At 73.2% G+C, this 15,011-nt stretch carries 13 protein-coding genes; 7 read left to right on the top strand and 6 right to left on the bottom strand.

Annotation, left to right across the window (positions count from 1 at the left end; genetic code table 11):
• Positions 1–6: 6 nt before the first annotated feature.
• From ACFWWU_RS11620 to ACFWWU_RS11630, 3 genes are all read left to right on the top strand, one after another.
• Positions 7–990, top strand: coding sequence for an ABC transporter ATP-binding protein (locus ACFWWU_RS11620; RefSeq protein WP_384142575.1), 984 nt, complete (start codon positions 7–9; stop codon positions 988–990).
• A complete protein-coding gene (locus ACFWWU_RS11625) occupies positions 983–2,056 on the top strand; it encodes an ABC transporter ATP-binding protein (RefSeq protein ID WP_384142579.1) in 1,074 nt (357 codons plus the stop codon). Before ACFWWU_RS11620 ends, ACFWWU_RS11625 begins: the two co-directional genes overlap by 8 nt.
• 258 nt (positions 2,057–2,314) lie before the next feature.
• Positions 2,315–3,259: a hypothetical protein gene (locus tag ACFWWU_RS11630; protein WP_384142582.1), complete on the top strand. Its 945-nt coding sequence runs from the start codon at positions 2,315–2,317 to the stop codon at positions 3,257–3,259.
• Between the two features lies 1 nt (position 3,260).
• Here the strand turns inward: ACFWWU_RS11630 and ACFWWU_RS11635 are convergent, their stop codons facing one another.
• Positions 3,261–5,459 (bottom strand): prolyl oligopeptidase family serine peptidase, encoded by a 2,199-nt coding sequence (locus tag ACFWWU_RS11635; RefSeq protein WP_384142586.1) that lies wholly within the window; start codon positions 5,457–5,459, stop codon positions 3,261–3,263.
• 181 nt (positions 5,460–5,640) lie between these two features.
• On the opposite strand from ACFWWU_RS11635, the gene ACFWWU_RS11640 reads away from it, so the two are divergent.
• From ACFWWU_RS11640 to ACFWWU_RS11655, 4 genes are all read left to right on the top strand, one after another.
• Entirely contained in the window at positions 5,641–5,835 is a 195-nt protein-coding gene (locus tag ACFWWU_RS11640) for a hypothetical protein (protein WP_046911704.1), read from the top strand.
• A 37-nt stretch (positions 5,836–5,872) separates the two neighbouring features.
• A complete protein-coding gene (gene mshB, locus ACFWWU_RS11645; protein WP_384142590.1) occupies positions 5,873–6,763 on the top strand; it encodes an N-acetyl-1-D-myo-inositol-2-amino-2-deoxy-alpha-D-glucopyranoside deacetylase in 891 nt (296 codons plus the stop codon).
• Positions 6,760–7,191, top strand: a complete 432-nt coding sequence (locus ACFWWU_RS11650; protein WP_384142593.1) for a DUF6113 family protein — start codon at positions 6,760–6,762, stop codon at positions 7,189–7,191. The genes mshB and ACFWWU_RS11650 overlap by 4 nt, the downstream gene beginning before the upstream one ends.
• Positions 7,192–7,264: 73 nt before the next feature.
• The gene (locus ACFWWU_RS11655; protein WP_384142596.1) at positions 7,265–9,640 is read left to right on the top strand and encodes a hypothetical protein; all 2,376 of its coding nucleotides are present in this window, start codon (positions 7,265–7,267) and stop codon (positions 9,638–9,640) included.
• Positions 9,641–9,769: 129 nt separating this feature from the next.
• On the opposite strand, the gene ACFWWU_RS11660 is transcribed toward ACFWWU_RS11655, so the two are convergent.
• The 5 genes from ACFWWU_RS11660 to ACFWWU_RS11680 all read right to left on the bottom strand — a co-directional run bounded on the left by ACFWWU_RS11660 (position 9,770) and on the right by ACFWWU_RS11680 (position 14,982).
• A complete protein-coding gene (locus ACFWWU_RS11660) occupies positions 9,770–10,132 on the bottom strand; it encodes a DUF1304 domain-containing protein (protein WP_384142599.1) in 363 nt (120 codons plus the stop codon).
• A gap of 102 nt (positions 10,133–10,234) precedes the next feature.
• Complete coding sequence (locus ACFWWU_RS11665; RefSeq protein ID WP_384142602.1) at positions 10,235–10,777, bottom strand: EF-hand domain-containing protein; 543 nt, start codon at positions 10,775–10,777, stop codon at positions 10,235–10,237.
• Between the two features lie 154 nt (positions 10,778–10,931).
• Positions 10,932–12,503 carry a serine/threonine-protein kinase gene (locus tag ACFWWU_RS11670; RefSeq protein WP_384142605.1) on the bottom strand — a complete coding sequence of 524 codons (1,572 nt, stop codon included), beginning with the start codon at positions 12,501–12,503 and terminating at the stop codon, positions 10,932–10,934.
• Positions 12,500–14,065 (bottom strand): serine/threonine-protein kinase, encoded by a 1,566-nt coding sequence (locus tag ACFWWU_RS11675; RefSeq protein WP_384142608.1) that lies wholly within the window; start codon positions 14,063–14,065, stop codon positions 12,500–12,502. The genes ACFWWU_RS11670 and ACFWWU_RS11675 overlap by 4 nt, the downstream gene beginning before the upstream one ends.
• Positions 14,066–14,163: 98 nt before the next feature.
• On the bottom strand, positions 14,164–14,982 hold the full coding sequence (locus ACFWWU_RS11680) for a tetratricopeptide repeat protein (protein ID WP_384142896.1): 819 nt from the start codon (positions 14,980–14,982) through the stop codon (positions 14,164–14,166).
• Positions 14,983–15,011 lie beyond the last annotated feature (29 nt).

Raw genomic sequence — 15,011 nt, forward strand, 5'->3', positions numbered from 1 at the left:
GGACCCATGTTGCTCGAAGTGCGCGACCTGCACGTGGAGTTCCACACCAGGGAAGGGGTGGCCAAGGCGGTCAACGGCGTCGACTACTCCGTCGACGCGGGGGAGACCCTCGCCGTGCTCGGCGAGTCCGGCTCCGGCAAGTCCGTCACCGCCCAGGCCGTCATGGGGATCCTCGACATGCCCCCGGGAAAGATCACCCAGGGCGAGATCCTCTTCCAGGGCCAGGACCTCCTGAAGCTCAAGGAGGAGGAGCGGCGCAAGATCCGCGGCGCCAAGATGGCGATGGTCTTCCAGGACGCGCTGTCCTCCCTCAACCCCGTCACCAGCGTCGGCGACCAGCTCGGCGAGATGTTCCAGGTCCACAAGGGGATGTCGAGGAAGGACTCCAGGGCCAAGGCCATCGAGCTGATGGACCGGGTCCGCATCCCCGCCGCCAAGGAACGCGTCGGCCAGTACCCCCACCAGTTCTCCGGCGGCATGCGCCAGCGCATCATGATCGCGATGGCGCTCGCCCTCGAACCCGAGCTGATCATCGCCGACGAGCCGACCACCGCCCTCGACGTCACCGTCCAGGCCCAGGTCATGGACCTCCTCGCCGAGCTCCAGCGCGAACTCAACATGGGCCTGATCCTCATCACCCACGACCTCGGCGTCGTCGCCGACGTCGCCGACAAGATCGCGGTCATGTACGCGGGCCGGATCGTCGAACGGGCCCCCGTCCACGAGATCTACAAGGCCCCCGCCCACCCCTACACCAAGGGCCTCCTCGAATCGATCCCGCGCCTGGACCAGAAGGGCCGGGAGCTGTACGCGATCAAGGGCCTGCCGCCCAACCTCCTGAACATCCCGCCCGGCTGCGCCTTCAACCCCCGCTGCCCCCTGGCCAGGGACCGCTGCCGGACCGACGTACCCCCGCTGTACGACGTGACCGAGTCCCCGGTGCCGCGCACCAGCGCCTGCCACTTCTGGAAGGAGTGCCTCCATGGCTGAGGCGATTCTCGAAGTCCGGGACCTCCACAAGTACTACCCGCTCACCCAGGGCATCCTCTTCAAGAAGCAGGTCGGCGCGGTCAAGGCCGTCGACGGCGTCGACTTCGACCTCGCCGCCGGCGAGACCCTCGGCATCGTCGGCGAGTCCGGCTGCGGCAAGTCGACCGTCGCGAAGATGCTGGTCAACCTGGAGCGGCCGACCTCCGGATCGATCCGCTACAAGGGCGACGACATCACCCAGCTGTCCCCCCGCGCCCTCAAGGCCGTCCGCCGCAACATCCAGATGGTCTTCCAGGACCCGTACACCTCGCTCAACCCGCGCATGACGGTCGGTGACATCATCGGCGAGCCGTACGAGATCCACCCCGAGGTCGCCCCCAAGGGCTCCCGCCGCCAGAAGGTCCAGGACCTCCTGGACGTCGTCGGCCTCAACCCCGAGTACATCAACCGCTACCCGCACCAGTTCTCCGGCGGCCAGCGCCAACGCATCGGCATCGCCCGCGGCCTCGCGCTCCAGCCCGAGATCATCGTGGCGGACGAGCCGGTCTCCGCGCTCGACGTCTCCGTCCAGGCGCAGGTCGTCAACCTCCTGGAGAACCTCCAGTCCGAGTTCGCCCTCTCGTACGTCTTCATCGCCCACGACCTCTCGATCGTGCGGCACATCTCCAACCGGGTCGGGGTCATGTACCTCGGCCGGATCGTCGAGATCGGCAGCGACGCCCAGATCTACGACCACCCGACCCACCCGTACACCCAGGCCCTGCTCTCGGCGGTCCCGGTCCCGGACCCGGAGGCGCGCGCCCACCGCGAGCGCATCATCCTCACCGGCGACGTCCCCTCCCCGGCCAACATCCCCTCCGGCTGCCGCTTCCGCACCCGCTGCTGGAAGGCCCAGGAACGCTGCACGCTGGAAGTCCCCCTCCTCGCCGTCCCGGCGGTCTTCCGCCTCACGGACAGCCCGGCGAAACACGACTCGGCCTGCCACTTCGCGGAGGAGAAGCAGGTGGTGCCGCCGGAGAGCGGGAACGAGAACGGGAACGGCGGGGAAGAGCCCACGTCGCTTTAACCCGCAGGCAACCCGACGGACTCGGGTCCGATATACGGACACGACACGATCGTCCACGTACGGCCGTGCGGGTGCCGTGAGCCGGCCGGGGCGCACCATGCCGCCCCGGCCGGCCCCCTCTTTTTCGGGCTCGGTTCACCTCCGGGGCGCTGGAGCCGGACTCACGTACCCGCGCGCCCCTTCGGCTCACTCGCCAGGTGCTGGTGGGTTGGGCGGAACCGCTTGTTTCGGCGGGTCGCGACCGTGAGTATCGGATCCGTGACTGTGACACGACCGGCACGTCTCACGGGCGCCGCGCTCTGCGCCGCGCTCGCCCTCTTAGCCGCCGTGTGGATCCTCAAGGACCTCGCCGTGGCCGGCTCGCCCGCCGACCTCGCCCTGTCCTGGATCGGGGACCACCTCTTCCCGGCGAGGGGACGGACCGCCACGTCGTCCGTCGACCCCCTGCTCCTCGCCGTCTACGTCGCCGGCGCCGTCGCCGCCCTGCGCTCCCGCCACGCGGCCTCCGCGCTCGCCGCCGCCGGCGCCGTCACCCTCGCCCTGCGCCTGCCCGGCCTCTGGGCGCCCGGCAGCGGCGCGCTCGTCACCGCCCTCCTCGAACTCGCCCTCGCCGCCGGCCTCGTCGTCACCGCGGCCGCGGGCCGCCGCCGGGCCGACGGCCCGCACGAGCAGCTCCCCACCCGCCCCCGCACGGGCCCGGCCGCCGTCGCCGCGGCCCTCCTCGCGCTGGGCGCCCTCACCGTCGTCCTGTGGGAGGCGTACTGGGCCGTCGAACTGCCCCTGGAGGTCACCGTCGACCGGTTCGTCGGCGGTCGGTCCCTCGTCATCCCGGTCCTCGCGCCCCCGCCCGGCTGGCTGGCGGTGATCCTCGTCGCGCTGTACGGGACCGCCGCCGGCTCCGCCTTCGCCCGCGCCCGCCACACCCGGGCCTTCGGGCTGCTCGCCGGGGCGTTCCTGGCGACCGACGGCCTCGTCGAGTTCGTACGGGTCGTCAGGTTCGAGCTGCTCACGCACCTCATGGACGCCTCCACCGCCCAGCAGGCGCACGTCCTCAGCTCCGTCATCGGGCTGCTCGGCGGCATCGCGGTGCTCGTCCTGCTGGCCGGGCGCGGCGCCCCGGCCGCCGCGCCCGTCTCCTACGGCCCGTACGGCTCGTACGGACCGCCCCCGGCCCCGCCGTACCCGCCGCCGCCCCACTGGTGACTCACCCGACGAGGCCGAGCGACCTCCTCAGGAAGTCCACCTGGAGCAGGAGCAGGTTCTCCGCCACCTGCTCCTGCGGCGTCATGTGCGTGACCCCGGACAGCGGCAGCACCTCGTGCGGCCGGCCCGCCGCGAGCAGGGCCGAGGAGAGCCGCAGCGCGTGCGCGAACACCACGTTGTCGTCGGCGAGACCGTGCACGACCATCATCGGCCGCGCGGGCTCCTCCGGCGCCGTCAGACCGTCGTCGGCGAGCAGCGACTGCGCCGCGTACACCTCCGGATCGTCCTGCGGGGTGCCGAGGTACCGCTCCGTGTAGTGCGTGTCGTACAGCCGCCAGTCCGTCACCGGCGCCCCGACGACGGCCGCGTGGAAGACGTCCGGGCGCTGGAGCACCGCGCGTGCCGCGAGGTAGCCCCCGTAGGACCAGCCGCGGATCGCCACCCGCCCCAGGTCCAGCGGGAAGCTCCCGGCCAGCGCCTGCAGCGCGTCCACCTGGTCGTCGAGCGTCGGCGTGAGATCGCGCAGGATCGCCTTCTCCCAGGCGGGGGAGCGGCCCGGCATGCCGCGACCGTCCGCGACGACCACCGCGAAGCCCTGGTCGGCGAACCACTGGGACGTCAGATACGGGTTGTGCGCGGCGAGCACGCGCTGCCCGTGCGGACCGCCGTACGGATCCATCAGCACCGGAAGCGGCCCGTCCTCCTCCGCGTACCCCGTGGGCAGCAGCACCGCGCACGGGATCCGCCGTCGCCCCGCCTCCGTGAGCCGTACCCGGGCGGAGATCACCGGCTCCTGCGCGTACGAGCCCACCACCGCGACCTGCTCGCCGTCCCGCAGCACCCGCGCCACGCTCCCGGGCGCGCCCGGCCGCGCCGAGACGAGGACCGTCACCGGCCCCGAGCGCACGGCCCCGTGCACCCCGGCGCCCTCGGAGAGCCGCTCCGCCCCCCGGTCGGTCACCCGGTACACATGGATCTCGCCGGTCTCCGGCGCCGCGGCCGCCTCACCCGCCGAGGCCGATACGAGGACGTCGTCCTCCCCGAACCCGAGCACCGCCCTGACGTGCAGCGCCCCGTCCGTGAGGAGCCGCTCCCCGACGGCGAGGGCCCGGGCCCCGCTCTCGTCCGTGACACGGACGAGCCGCCCGTCGGGGGTGCCTCCCGGGCGGAGCCCCGGGGGAGCCCACGCCGGCACCCCCGGCAGCAGCTCCAGCCACGCCGGGTCCTCCTCCGCCCGCACGGTCGAGGTCTCCCCGGACGCCGTGTCCACCGCCAGATTCAGCTGGGCCCGCTGGTCCCGCGTCTGGACGAGCAGCAGCGGCGCCCCGGCCGCCGACCAGTGCACCCGCGCGAGGTACGGATACCGCTCCCGGTCCCACACCACCTCCGTACGCGCCCCGTCGAGGCCCAGGAGGAAGAGCCGCACCGCCGCGTTTTCCGTACCCGCCGCCGGGTACGCGACCTCCTGCGGCGCCCGCGCGGGATGCGCCGGATCGGCGATCCACCAGCGGCGTACGGCCCGGTCGTCCGCACGAGCGACCAGCAGCCGGTCGGAATCGGGGGACCACCAGTACCCGCGGTCCCGGCCCATCTCCTCGGAGGCGATGAATTCGGCCAATCCGTAGGAGACGTGCCCGTCCTCCGGAACCGCGAGCTCCCGATCACCGGAACCATCCGCTCCGACCACCCGCAGCGCACCCTCCGCCACGTACGCGACGAGCCGCCCGTCCGGCGAAGGACGGGGATCGATCACCGGCCCCGGCACCGGCAGCTCCCGCGCCGTCCCCGCCCGCAGCTCCGCCGTGAAGAGCCGCCCCGACAGGGCGAACGCCGCCAGCTCCACGGCCGAGTCCACCGCGTACGCCACGATCCCGCCGGAGCCCTCCCGGCTCCGCTCCCGGCGTGCCCGCTCCTCCGGCGACAGCTCCTCCGCCGCTCCCGCGAGCAGCGTCTCGGGATCGGCGGCCACCCGCTCCACCGGTGCGCCCACCGCCGGCAGGTCGAGGACCCACAGCCGGTGCGAACGGTCCGTCCCGGAAGCCGATCTGACGAACACGACGCGCTCCCCGTCGGGAGACACCGAGAAACCGCGCGGAACGCCCAGCGTGAACCGCTGGGTCCTGGCGTGCAGGCGGGGGAAGGAGAGCGCGGCCCGGGGCGCGGCCGACGGCTGGGGGGACGGCTGTCGAGACGAGGTCATGCGGCTGAAACTAGTGCCGTGCGCCCCCCTCGTGCCTCCGTCCGCCGATCGATGCGATGGCACGGATAGTTATGATCCGTAGCGCTAGGTGGGTATGCAGCGTTGTGTGCGGGCGACTGGCACATGCTCCCTGCCCGAACCGTTCGAATATCCGACCGAAGAAGTGTGGAGGTGGACCGCCGTGGCACTCTCGATTTCGGTGGTGGTGCTGCTGGCGATCGTCGTCTTCCTGCTGATCCGGAAATCCGGGCTGAAGGCGGGACACGCGGCGATCTGCGCGCTCCTGGGCTTCTACCTGGCGAGCTCGTCCATCGCCCCGTCCATCAGCACGCTGACCACCAACGTGGCGAGCATGATCGGCGGCCTCAAGTTCTGACCCCGCCGTAACAGGAGGGGTCTCGTAGGGTGGGGCCATGACCGATCTCCCCGCCCGTCGTCTGCTCCTCGTGCACGCGCACCCGGACGACGAGTCGATCAACAACGGCGCCACCATGGCCAGGTACGCGGCCGAGGGCGCCCTTGTCACCCTGGTCACCTGCACGCTCGGCGAGGAGGGCGAGGTCATCCCGCCCGGGCTCGCCCACTTGGCACCCGACCGGGAGGACCGGCTCGGCCCGCACCGCGTCGGCGAACTGGCCGCCGCGATGACCGAGCTCGGCGTCACCGACCACCGCTTCCTCGGAGGCCCCGGCCGCTTCCGCGACTCCGGAATGATGGGCGCCGAGCAGAACAAGCGCGAGAACGCGTTCTGGAACACGGACGTGGACACCGCCGCCCCCCACCTCGTCGACGTGATCCGCGAGACCCGCCCGCAGGTCCTCGTCACCTACGACCCCGACGGCGGCTACGGCCACCCCGACCACATCCAGGCCCACCGGGTCGCCATGCGCGCCGCCGAACTCGCCGCCGACCCGGCGTACCGCCCCGACCTCGGACCCGCCCACACGATCGCCAAGATCTACTGGAACCGCGTCCCCCGCCCGGTCGCCGAGGCCGGATTCGCCCGGCTGCGCGCCGAGGGCTCCGTCTTCCCCGCCATCGCCGCCATCGACGACGTACCCGGAGTCGTCGACGAGGACCGGATCACCACCGCGATCGACGCGGGCCCGGAGCACACGGCCCGCAAGACCGCGGCGATGGCCGCCCACGCCACCCAAGTCGCGGTCGACGGCCCGTTCTTCGCCCTCTCCAACGACCTCGGCCAGCCGATCCTCACCACCGAGTACTACGAGTTGGTCCAGGGCGCCCCGGGCGCCCCCGCGGGCGTCCGCGAGACGGACCTCTTCGCGGGGGTGACCGCGTGAGCGCCGCCGCCTCCCGGGCCTCCTCGGGCGCTTCCCACCGGACCCCCGCGCCGGCCCCGGCCCCGGCCCCCCTCCCGACCTCCCGCGCCGCCCGATACGTCTGGTACGGAGCCCTGGTCGTCCTCGGCGCCCTCGTCGGGGCCGCCGGAGCCCTCGTCCAAGCCGCCTGGTTCCCCGGCGGCTTGCTGCTCGGACTCCTCGCCACCGCCGCCGTCGTCTACGGAGGGATCCGCGCCACCGGCACCCAGGCCGGCGTCGTCGCCGCCGGCGGCGGCTGGCTCGTCGCCGTCATCCTGCTCAGCTTCGGACGCCCGGAGGGTGACGGGGTGTTCGGCGGAGGCGCCGGAGAGCTGCTCTTCCTCTTCGGCGGCATGGCGGTCGCTGTGATGTGCGCCACGCTGTCCCGGCTCCCGCGACCGACCCCGTGAACAGGACGACTTGATACCGGGGACGCCCTGACTTCGGCCGGATTGCCCGTCGTCCGCCACCCAGGGGTCGGGTATGGAGCGGCGCTGCCCAGTATGGTGGTGCGCGCCGCCGAACCGCCCGGGTTACACGAGCCTCAGCAAGAGCGGGCGGTGGAGCCAACCGGGAGATCCTGCTTTGAGTCGTGAAACTGGTCGAGAGACTGACAGTTCGTCCTCCGGCGCCCAGGGGCGCGGTGGAGCCGCGTACCCCTCGGGTACACCGCCGTACGGATCCCGCCAGTATCCGTCGCTCCACCCCTCGCAGGACGCGCCGGAGGAGACCTCCGTCGCGCCCGCACCGCCGGAGGAGCCCAAGACCGAGACGACGCTGACGACCCGGATCCGGATCAACATCCCGGGTTCGCGTCCGATCCCGCCGGTCGTGGTCCGCACGCCGGTCGCCGAGGCGCCCGCGGCGGAGAAGGAACCGGAGCCGACACCCGCACCGGCACCCGTACCCGCGCCTGTCGCGGCACCGGTGCCGGTACCCGAGCCGGTCGCGGCTCCGGAGCCGGTGACCGCCGAGGCGGCGCCCAAGGGGAAGGAGACGAGCGACTGGTTCGCCCCGCGCAAGGCGTCGCCGAACCCCGCCCCGACCCAGGCCCCGGCTCCTGCCCCGCCGTCCGCTCCGGCGACGCCCGGCCCGCTCGCCACGGCGCCCGACGCCCCCGGCACGGGCTTCGCGGGCTCCGCGACATCCGGCGTCCCGACGGTCGGCACGACCCCGTCGAGCCGCCCGGTGGCGACCCCCGGCGCCGGCAACCCGCTGTACGAGAGCGGCACACCGGCCGGCGGCACGCCCCGGTACGAGGGAACACCGGGATACGACGCCACACCGATGTACGACGGCACGCCGTCGGGCGGGACGCCCCAGTACGACGGAACCCCGGCGGCGGGCACGCCGATGTACGACGGCACGCCCGCGTACGACGGAACCCCGGCCGCCGGCACGCCCAGGTACGACGGCACGCCCTCGGGCGGCACTCCCGCGTACCGCGGCCCGGCCGCCGGACCGCACGCGGGCCCGACCGGTCCCACCACCGGCCCGGTCACCGGCACCGCCTCGCTCGGCGGCCCGGCACCGACCACGCCGTTCCCCGGCCCGCCCGGTGCGCGGGGCGGCGCCCCGCGCATGTCCGACGACACCGCGATCCTGACCCCGCAGCCGCCCGCCCCGAAGCCCGCCCAGGGACCAGGACGGGCGCAGGGGCCGGGCCAGGGCAAGGGCCCGGGTCAGGCACCGGGACCGATGCGCCCGCAGGCACCCGGCCAGGGCGCACCCGGCCACGGCGCGCCGGCCGGCGGCGGTGGCCACGTCTCCGGCGACACCCTCACCAGCGGCATCCCGGTCGTCCCGCCGTCGGCGGCCCGCCCGAACCTCACCCCGCGCATTGAGGAGACCCCCGCCCCGGCGCCCGCCGCCCCCCGCCCCGCTCCGGCACCGAGCCGCGCCCAGGCGAGGAAGGGCCGCTCCAAGCTGGTCCTCGTCGCCGCGGGGCTCGTCGGCCTCGCGGGCGTCGCCTACGGCGCCGGACTGCTCCTCAACCACTCCGACGTCCCCAAGGGCACCACGGTGCTCGGCGTGGACATCGGCGGCGGTACGAAGGAGGAGGCCGTCAACAAGCTGGAGGCGGCCCTCGGCAAGCGCGCTGCCGCGCCGCTCCAGCTCAGCGTCGGCGGCAAGAAGGTCCAGATGCCGCCCGAGAAGGCGGGCCTGGCCCTCGACAGCCAGGAGACCGTCCGCGCGGCCGCCGGCAGCGACTACAACCCGGTCTCCGTCATCGGCTCCCTCTTCGGCGGCGAGCGGATCGCCAAGCCGGTCTTCCCGGTCGACGAGGAGAAGCTCGCCGTCGCCCTGCGGGACCTGGCGGGCGCCTCCGCCTCCGCGACCGAGGCGACGATCCGCTTCGCGCCGAACAAGGTCACCCCCATCGAGGGCAAGCCCGGCGCCGGCATGGACGTCCATCGCTCGATGATCTCCGTCAAGGACGCCTTCCGCGCCCAGGTCGAGACGGGCCAGGGCAAGGTCGTCGAACTCCCGGTCACCACGCTCAAGCCGTCGATCACGAAGGCCGAGCTGGACCGGGCGATGAAGGAGTTCGCCGAGCCCGCCATGTCCGACCGGATCACGATCGTGGCGGGCGGCAAGGAGATCCAGTTCGGCCCCGCGCGGTCGCTGCCGCAGATCCTCTCCATGAAGGCCGTCGACGGCCGCCTGGTCGAGGTCTACGACAAGAAGGCGATCGAGAGGCTCCTCGACGGCGCCTTCGACGGGATCATGATCACCAAGGGCGACGGCACCAAGCACGAGGTCTCCGCCGACGACGTGGCCTTCGTGATGCGCGACGCCCTCATGGGCAAGACGAAGGCCGAACGCACCAAGGTCATCGACCTGAGCGGCAACGGCTGACACCCGGGCCGTACGAGGCGCCCCGCACCCCCGTCCGACGACCGTCGGGCGGGGGTGTCACGCGTCCGGGCCGTCGCCAGCCGCCGTACAGGGCGAGCCCCCTCCGGGGGTGACGGGCGCGTCCTGGGGTCAGCCCGCGACGAGGACGGCGGAGAGGGCGAGCGCGCCGGGCAGGGCCTGGGCGAAGAGGATGCGGCGGTTGGCGGTGGCGGCGCCGTAGATGCCGGCGATGACGACGCAGGCGAGGAAGAAGACCTTCACCCGGAAGCCGGTCGGGTCGTCGGCGATGAGACCCCAGACGAGCCCGGCGGCGAGGAAGCCGTTGTACAGGCCCTGGTTGGCGGCCATGGGGGCCGTCGCGCGGGCCATCTCGGCGTCGAAGCCGGAGAAGCCACGGCCGACCTCCTTCTGCCACAGGAACATCTCCATCACCAGGATGTACAGGTGGAGCAGGGCGATCAGGGCGACGAGGATGTCGGCGGTCAGATCCATGGGCGCATTCTTCCGCAGGGCGGGCGGATGACGGCTTGCGACGCGGTGACGCACAGGACGACGCCCCGCCGTCGCGTACGACGGCGGGGCATCGCGTGAGTATCAGATCTGTCCGAAGAACAGGCTGCCCGGTGCGTTCGGGTCGTCCGAGAGGAAGTGCTCACGGATCGCGCGGATGAACTCCTGGCGCGAGATGGCGCCGTCGCCGTCGACGTCCAGCTTGTTGAAGCTGTCCATCGCGTCGGGCGCGTCGACCTTCCACACGTCCCTCAGAGCGCGGGCGAACTCGTCCTTGCTGATCTCGTTGTCGCCGTTGACGTCGACGACGTCGAAGATCACATGACCGGCGCCCTCGGCCACGTTGAGCCGGCTGGTGTCGACGGCCGCGAGGCGGTTGGACGTGACGAACTGGTCCTTCGTGAGCCGGTCCCCGTCCGCGCCCGAGTGGCGCAGCAGCTCCAGCCAGTAGATCTGGGTGAAGGTCTGGAGCGCCCTGGCCCGGCGGTCGTTCCTGTCGAGCTTGTAGGCCTCGATGTAGCGGTTGGCGAGCTGCTGGTAGTCCGTCCAGTCCAGGTAGCCGTCCTGGTCGGCGTCCATGGTGGTGAAGGCGCGTTCGAGCTTGGCGGTGATGACGTCCGTGGTCATGGGACGAGCCCTTCCGTGATCTTGATTTCGCGGCGCCCTCAGCATGGGGTCGAGATGTCCCGAAGGGGCAGCGATCCGCGTATATGGCACCCGATCCAGTGATCACTCCCCGCGAGGTTGCCGCCCCTACCCCCCACCCCGAGGCCCTCCGTGTTCAGGCGCGCGGCATCGCCGTGAACGCCGCCTGCGAGATCGTCCCGGCCTCCTGCTCGCACGTCTCGGCCGGGTGTCTCTTGCCGCCCAGGGACACGACCACCACCAGGTTTCCCTTGCGGGCGTAGAGGGTGCACGTCGTCTCCCCGCCGTTCGGCGTGCTCCAGAAGGCCTCGTCGGCGAAGGCGAGGCCGGTCTCCGGGCGTTCGCCCTCCGCGTCGTCCGCGAACTCGCGCTCCTGGCGGTCCGTGGCGTTCTCGTCCGTGCCCGCGCTGCGGCGCAGTTCCCAGCGGACCATGGCGTGGGCGTAGTAGTTCCAGCCGTCCGGCTGCGGCGCGTCCTTGTCGTTCCAGGAGCAGCTGGTCGTGGCCGTGTCCGAGTACTCGGTGTACGCGTCCTGGGTCGGGTTCCTGGCCGGGAGCGGGAGCTTCGGGGCCACCTCCGCGCAGACCGGCATCGTCAGGTACGCGTCCGGCGGGCCCGCCGTCAGCCCGCCGTCCTTCAGGGCCCACCACGCGCCGCCGCCCAGGACGCACAGGGCGACGGCGGCGGCGACGGCGATCCGGCCTCGACGGCGGGCCGGCGGCGCGGCGGGGGAGAGGTGGGTGACCACGGCCGTCGGGGCCGTGTGGGCCCTCCGGGGCGGGACCACCATCGTCCGCTCGGGGTCCTCGTGGTGAGGGGTGAGCAGGTGGTCGATCGCCCGCCGCTGGTCGTCGATCATCGCGTGGACGGCGGGCGGCCACTGCCGGGCGGCCGGGGCCGCCGCACCGAGTGCGGTGAGGAGCTGTACGGGGCTCGGGCGGGCCGCCGGGTCCTTGGCCAGGCACCAGGCCAGGAGGCCGGCCAGCTCCGGCGGTACGGCGGTGAGGTCGGGTTCCCTGTGGACGACGTTGTAGAGCGACTGGAGGGTCGACGGGCCCGCGAACGGGCTCGCACCGGTCGCCGCCATCGCCAGGACCGAGCCGAGCGAGAACACGTCGCTCGCCGGGGTGAGTTCCTTCCCCTCGGCCTGCTCGGGCGACATGAACGCGGGCGAGCCGACCACCAGACCGGTCCCGGTCAGCTCGGTGACGTTCCCGGCCTCGGCGATCCGCGCGATGCCGAAGTCGATGACCCGGGCACCGTCCCCCGAGAGCAGCACGTTCTCCGGCTTCAGGTCCCGGTGGATCAGCCCCGCGCGGTGGATCTCGTCCAGGGCCGTCGCCAGCTGTACGGCCAGGCGCCGTACCGTCTCGGCGGGCAGGGTCCCGGACCGTTCCACCGCCGCCCCGAGCGAGGGGCCCGCGACGAACACGGAGGCCAGCCAGGGCACGGGCGCGTCCGCGTCGGCGGCCATCACGGCCGCCGTGCAGGCGCCGGACACCTTCCGCGAGGCGTCGACCTCGCGCCGGAACCGGGCGCGGAAGTCCTCGTCGTGGGCGAACCGGGCGTGCACCTGCTTCACGGCGGCGAGCCGTCCGTCGGGCGCGGCGCCGAGGTAGACGCGGCCCATGCCGCCGCGGCCGAGCTCGGCGAGGAGCCGGTACGGCCCGGCCTCGCGGGGGTCGGTGGGGCTCAGGGGCCTCGTCACTGCGCCGCCGCCTTCGTCTTGATGAGCGCGAAGGCCTGCCTCGCGCTCTCCTCGGTCAGGGCCTCACACGTACCCAGGGGGTAGTTGGGGCCCTTCACCTGGACGAAGAGCTCCAGGTTGACGTCCCGGGCGTACAGCACGCAGTGGCCGTCGGGTTTGTACCAGAGGGCCTCCTCGACGAAGTCGAGCGTGGAGACCCGCTGCGTGGCGCCGCGTATGTACATCCCCTCGAAGCGCTTCTTCGCGCCCTCGGCACCGGTGGGGCCGCCCGGCTTGCTGCGGTAGAGGTCCCAGACCATGACGATCTGGTCGCCGGAGCGGGTGTTCCAGGTGCACTGGTTCGACGTGGCGCCGTCGTACTGGGTGTGCGGGGGCCCGCCTTCCTGGACCCGCTGCTGGGTGAACCCGGTCGGCGGCTTCACCTTCGGGCGCAGCTCCTCGCAGGAGGGGATCGGCCCCACGTACGTGTCGGCCACCTGGCTCAGCGGAACGTTTCCCGGCGTCGGGACGGGCTCGTCCACGAACGCGTAGTACACGTCGTCCGCCCAGCCGTTCACCGCGACCAGCGCCCCGGTGACCGTGAGGACCCCCGCGACGACGGCGGCGACCGTCCAGAGCCGGCGGCCCCGGCTCCGTACCCGGGGGAGGGGAGGCGTCGTGGGCGCGGTCACGGTCGGCGCCGCGCTCACCAGCCGGGCGGTCTCCGCCGACTGGTCCGCGATCCGCCGGTGCACGGCCTCCGGCCAGGGCCGCGCCGACGGCGTCACCGGCCCGATGAGGGCGAGGACGTCCCGGGGGGAGGGGCGCGCCCCCGGGTCCTTGGCGAGGCACGCCGCGAGGAGTCCGCGCAGCCCCGGCGGTACGGCCCCGAGGTCGGGTTCCTCGTGGGCGATGCTGTACATCAGCGCGGGGGCCGAGGCGCCGTTGAACGGCGTCTTCCCCGTACACGCCACGACCAGGGTGGCGCCGAGCGCGAAGACGTCGGCGGCGCTGGTCGGCGCCCCGCCCGTGATCTGCTCCGGCGCCATGAACGCGGGGGAGCCGATGAGCGCGCCCGTGTGCGTGAGCTTCGTCAGGTGGTCGCCCGCCCGGGCGATGCCGAAGTCGATCACGCGGACGCCGTCGTCGGTGAGCATCACGTTCGACGGCTTCAGGTCCCGGTGGACGAGCCCCACCCGGTGGATGTCGGCCAGCGCCTGGGCGAGGCCGGCGGCCAGCTGCCATACCGCCTCCTCGGGCAGGAAGCCGTCCGCGACGACGTCGCTCAGCGAGAGCCCGGGGAGGAAGAGCGAGGCGAGCCACGGTGTCGGGGCGTCCGGGTCGGCGTCGACCACGGGTGCCGTGTAGGCACCGGACACCCGGCGCGAGGCGTCGACCTCGCGGCGGAACCGGGACCGGAAGCCCTCGTCGTCGGCCAGGTCGGCGTGCACCTGCTTGACCGCGACCAGACTGCCGCTCGGCGCGACGCCGAGCAGGACCCGGCCCATGCCACCCTGCCCGAGCACCGCGACCGTACGGAACGGCCCGACCTGTGTCGGGTCGTTCGGCGTCGATGGACGCATGTGATCACCTCCCCCGTGAACGCGGAAGGATCCTAGTAGGGGTGGATGCGGATCACCGTGGATTCGTCACGTGATCCACAAGACATCCACAGGCAGGGTCAGTTCAGGCGGGCCCTCGCCGCCTGGGCCCGGCGGCGTATGACGGTCGCCGACTCCGGGTCCACCGCGTCCATCACACGCGCGTACGCCTCCATCTCCGCCGCACCCGCGAGGAACTCGCCGCGCTGGACGAGCAGCTCCGCGCGCTCGTAGCGCAGCCGCGCCGGGTGGGAGGGCAGCAGCAGCGCGAGATCCACGGCCCACAGGCCCACGTCGGAACGCTCGGGGCGGGGGGCCGCCCAGGCGCGGATGTTGTTGAGGACGCGCAGCACGATCGCACCGGGCTCGGCCGGCCGGAGCATGGAACGGTCGAGGGCCTCGCCCGTCGCGCTCGCCACGAGCAGCTCCGCGTCCGCGCCGGTCAGGGGCCGGCCGCCGGAGAAGGGGTCGGCGAGGTTCAGGTCGGCGGGGTCGCCGAAGCCGACGACGAAGTGGCCGGGGAGACCGAGTCCGTACACGGGGGCGCCGGCCCGGCGGGCGACCTCCATCCACACGACGGAGAGCAGGATCGGCAGGCCCCGGCGGCGGCGCAGCACCTCGTGCAGGAGCGAGGACTCCAGGCGCTGGTAGTCGGCGGGCACGCCCTCGAAGCCCTCGCGGTCGCCGAGGAGCGCGGCGAGCTCGGTGGCCCAGGTGCCGGTGGTGCGGGTCGCGTACGGGATGAGCCCGGCGAGGCGGTCGAGTTCGATCTCGGCCTCGTCGATGACGTGCCGGGTGACGGTCGGATCGGCCACCGCACCGACGAGCAGACAGAGCCGGGCGAGATCGGGCCGCTCGGCCCGGGCCTCCTCCGCGAACTCCCGACGCCAGTCGGGCACGTCCTCCGGCGGTTCTTCGCCCGCCCGTT

Source organism: Streptomyces sp. NPDC058650 (genome assembly GCF_042717315.1).
Lineage (GTDB): Bacteria > Actinomycetota > Actinomycetes > Streptomycetales > Streptomycetaceae > Streptomyces.

Bases quoted from the DNA above. Each gene is read 5' to 3' on its own strand.
- ACFWWU_RS11620 (WP_384142575.1), top strand. From the start codon at position 7: ATGTTGCTCGAAGTGCGCGACCTGCACGTGGAGTTCCACACCAGGGAA.
- ACFWWU_RS11625 (WP_384142579.1), top strand. From the start codon at position 983: ATGGCTGAGGCGATTCTCGAAGTCCGGGACCTCCACAAGTACTACCCG.
- ACFWWU_RS11635 (WP_384142586.1), bottom strand. From the start codon at position 5,459: ATGACCTCGTCTCGACAGCCGTCCCCCCAGCCGTCGGCCGCGCCCCGG.
- mshB (WP_384142590.1), top strand. From the start codon at position 5,873: ATGACCGATCTCCCCGCCCGTCGTCTGCTCCTCGTGCACGCGCACCCG.
- ACFWWU_RS11655 (WP_384142596.1), top strand. From the start codon at position 7,265: ATGGAGCGGCGCTGCCCAGTATGGTGGTGCGCGCCGCCGAACCGCCCG.
- ACFWWU_RS11660 (WP_384142599.1), bottom strand. From the start codon at position 10,132: ATGGATCTGACCGCCGACATCCTCGTCGCCCTGATCGCCCTGCTCCAC.
- ACFWWU_RS11665 (WP_384142602.1), bottom strand. From the start codon at position 10,777: ATGACCACGGACGTCATCACCGCCAAGCTCGAACGCGCCTTCACCACC.
- ACFWWU_RS11675 (WP_384142608.1), bottom strand. From the start codon at position 14,065: ATGCGTCCATCGACGCCGAACGACCCGACACAGGTCGGGCCGTTCCGT.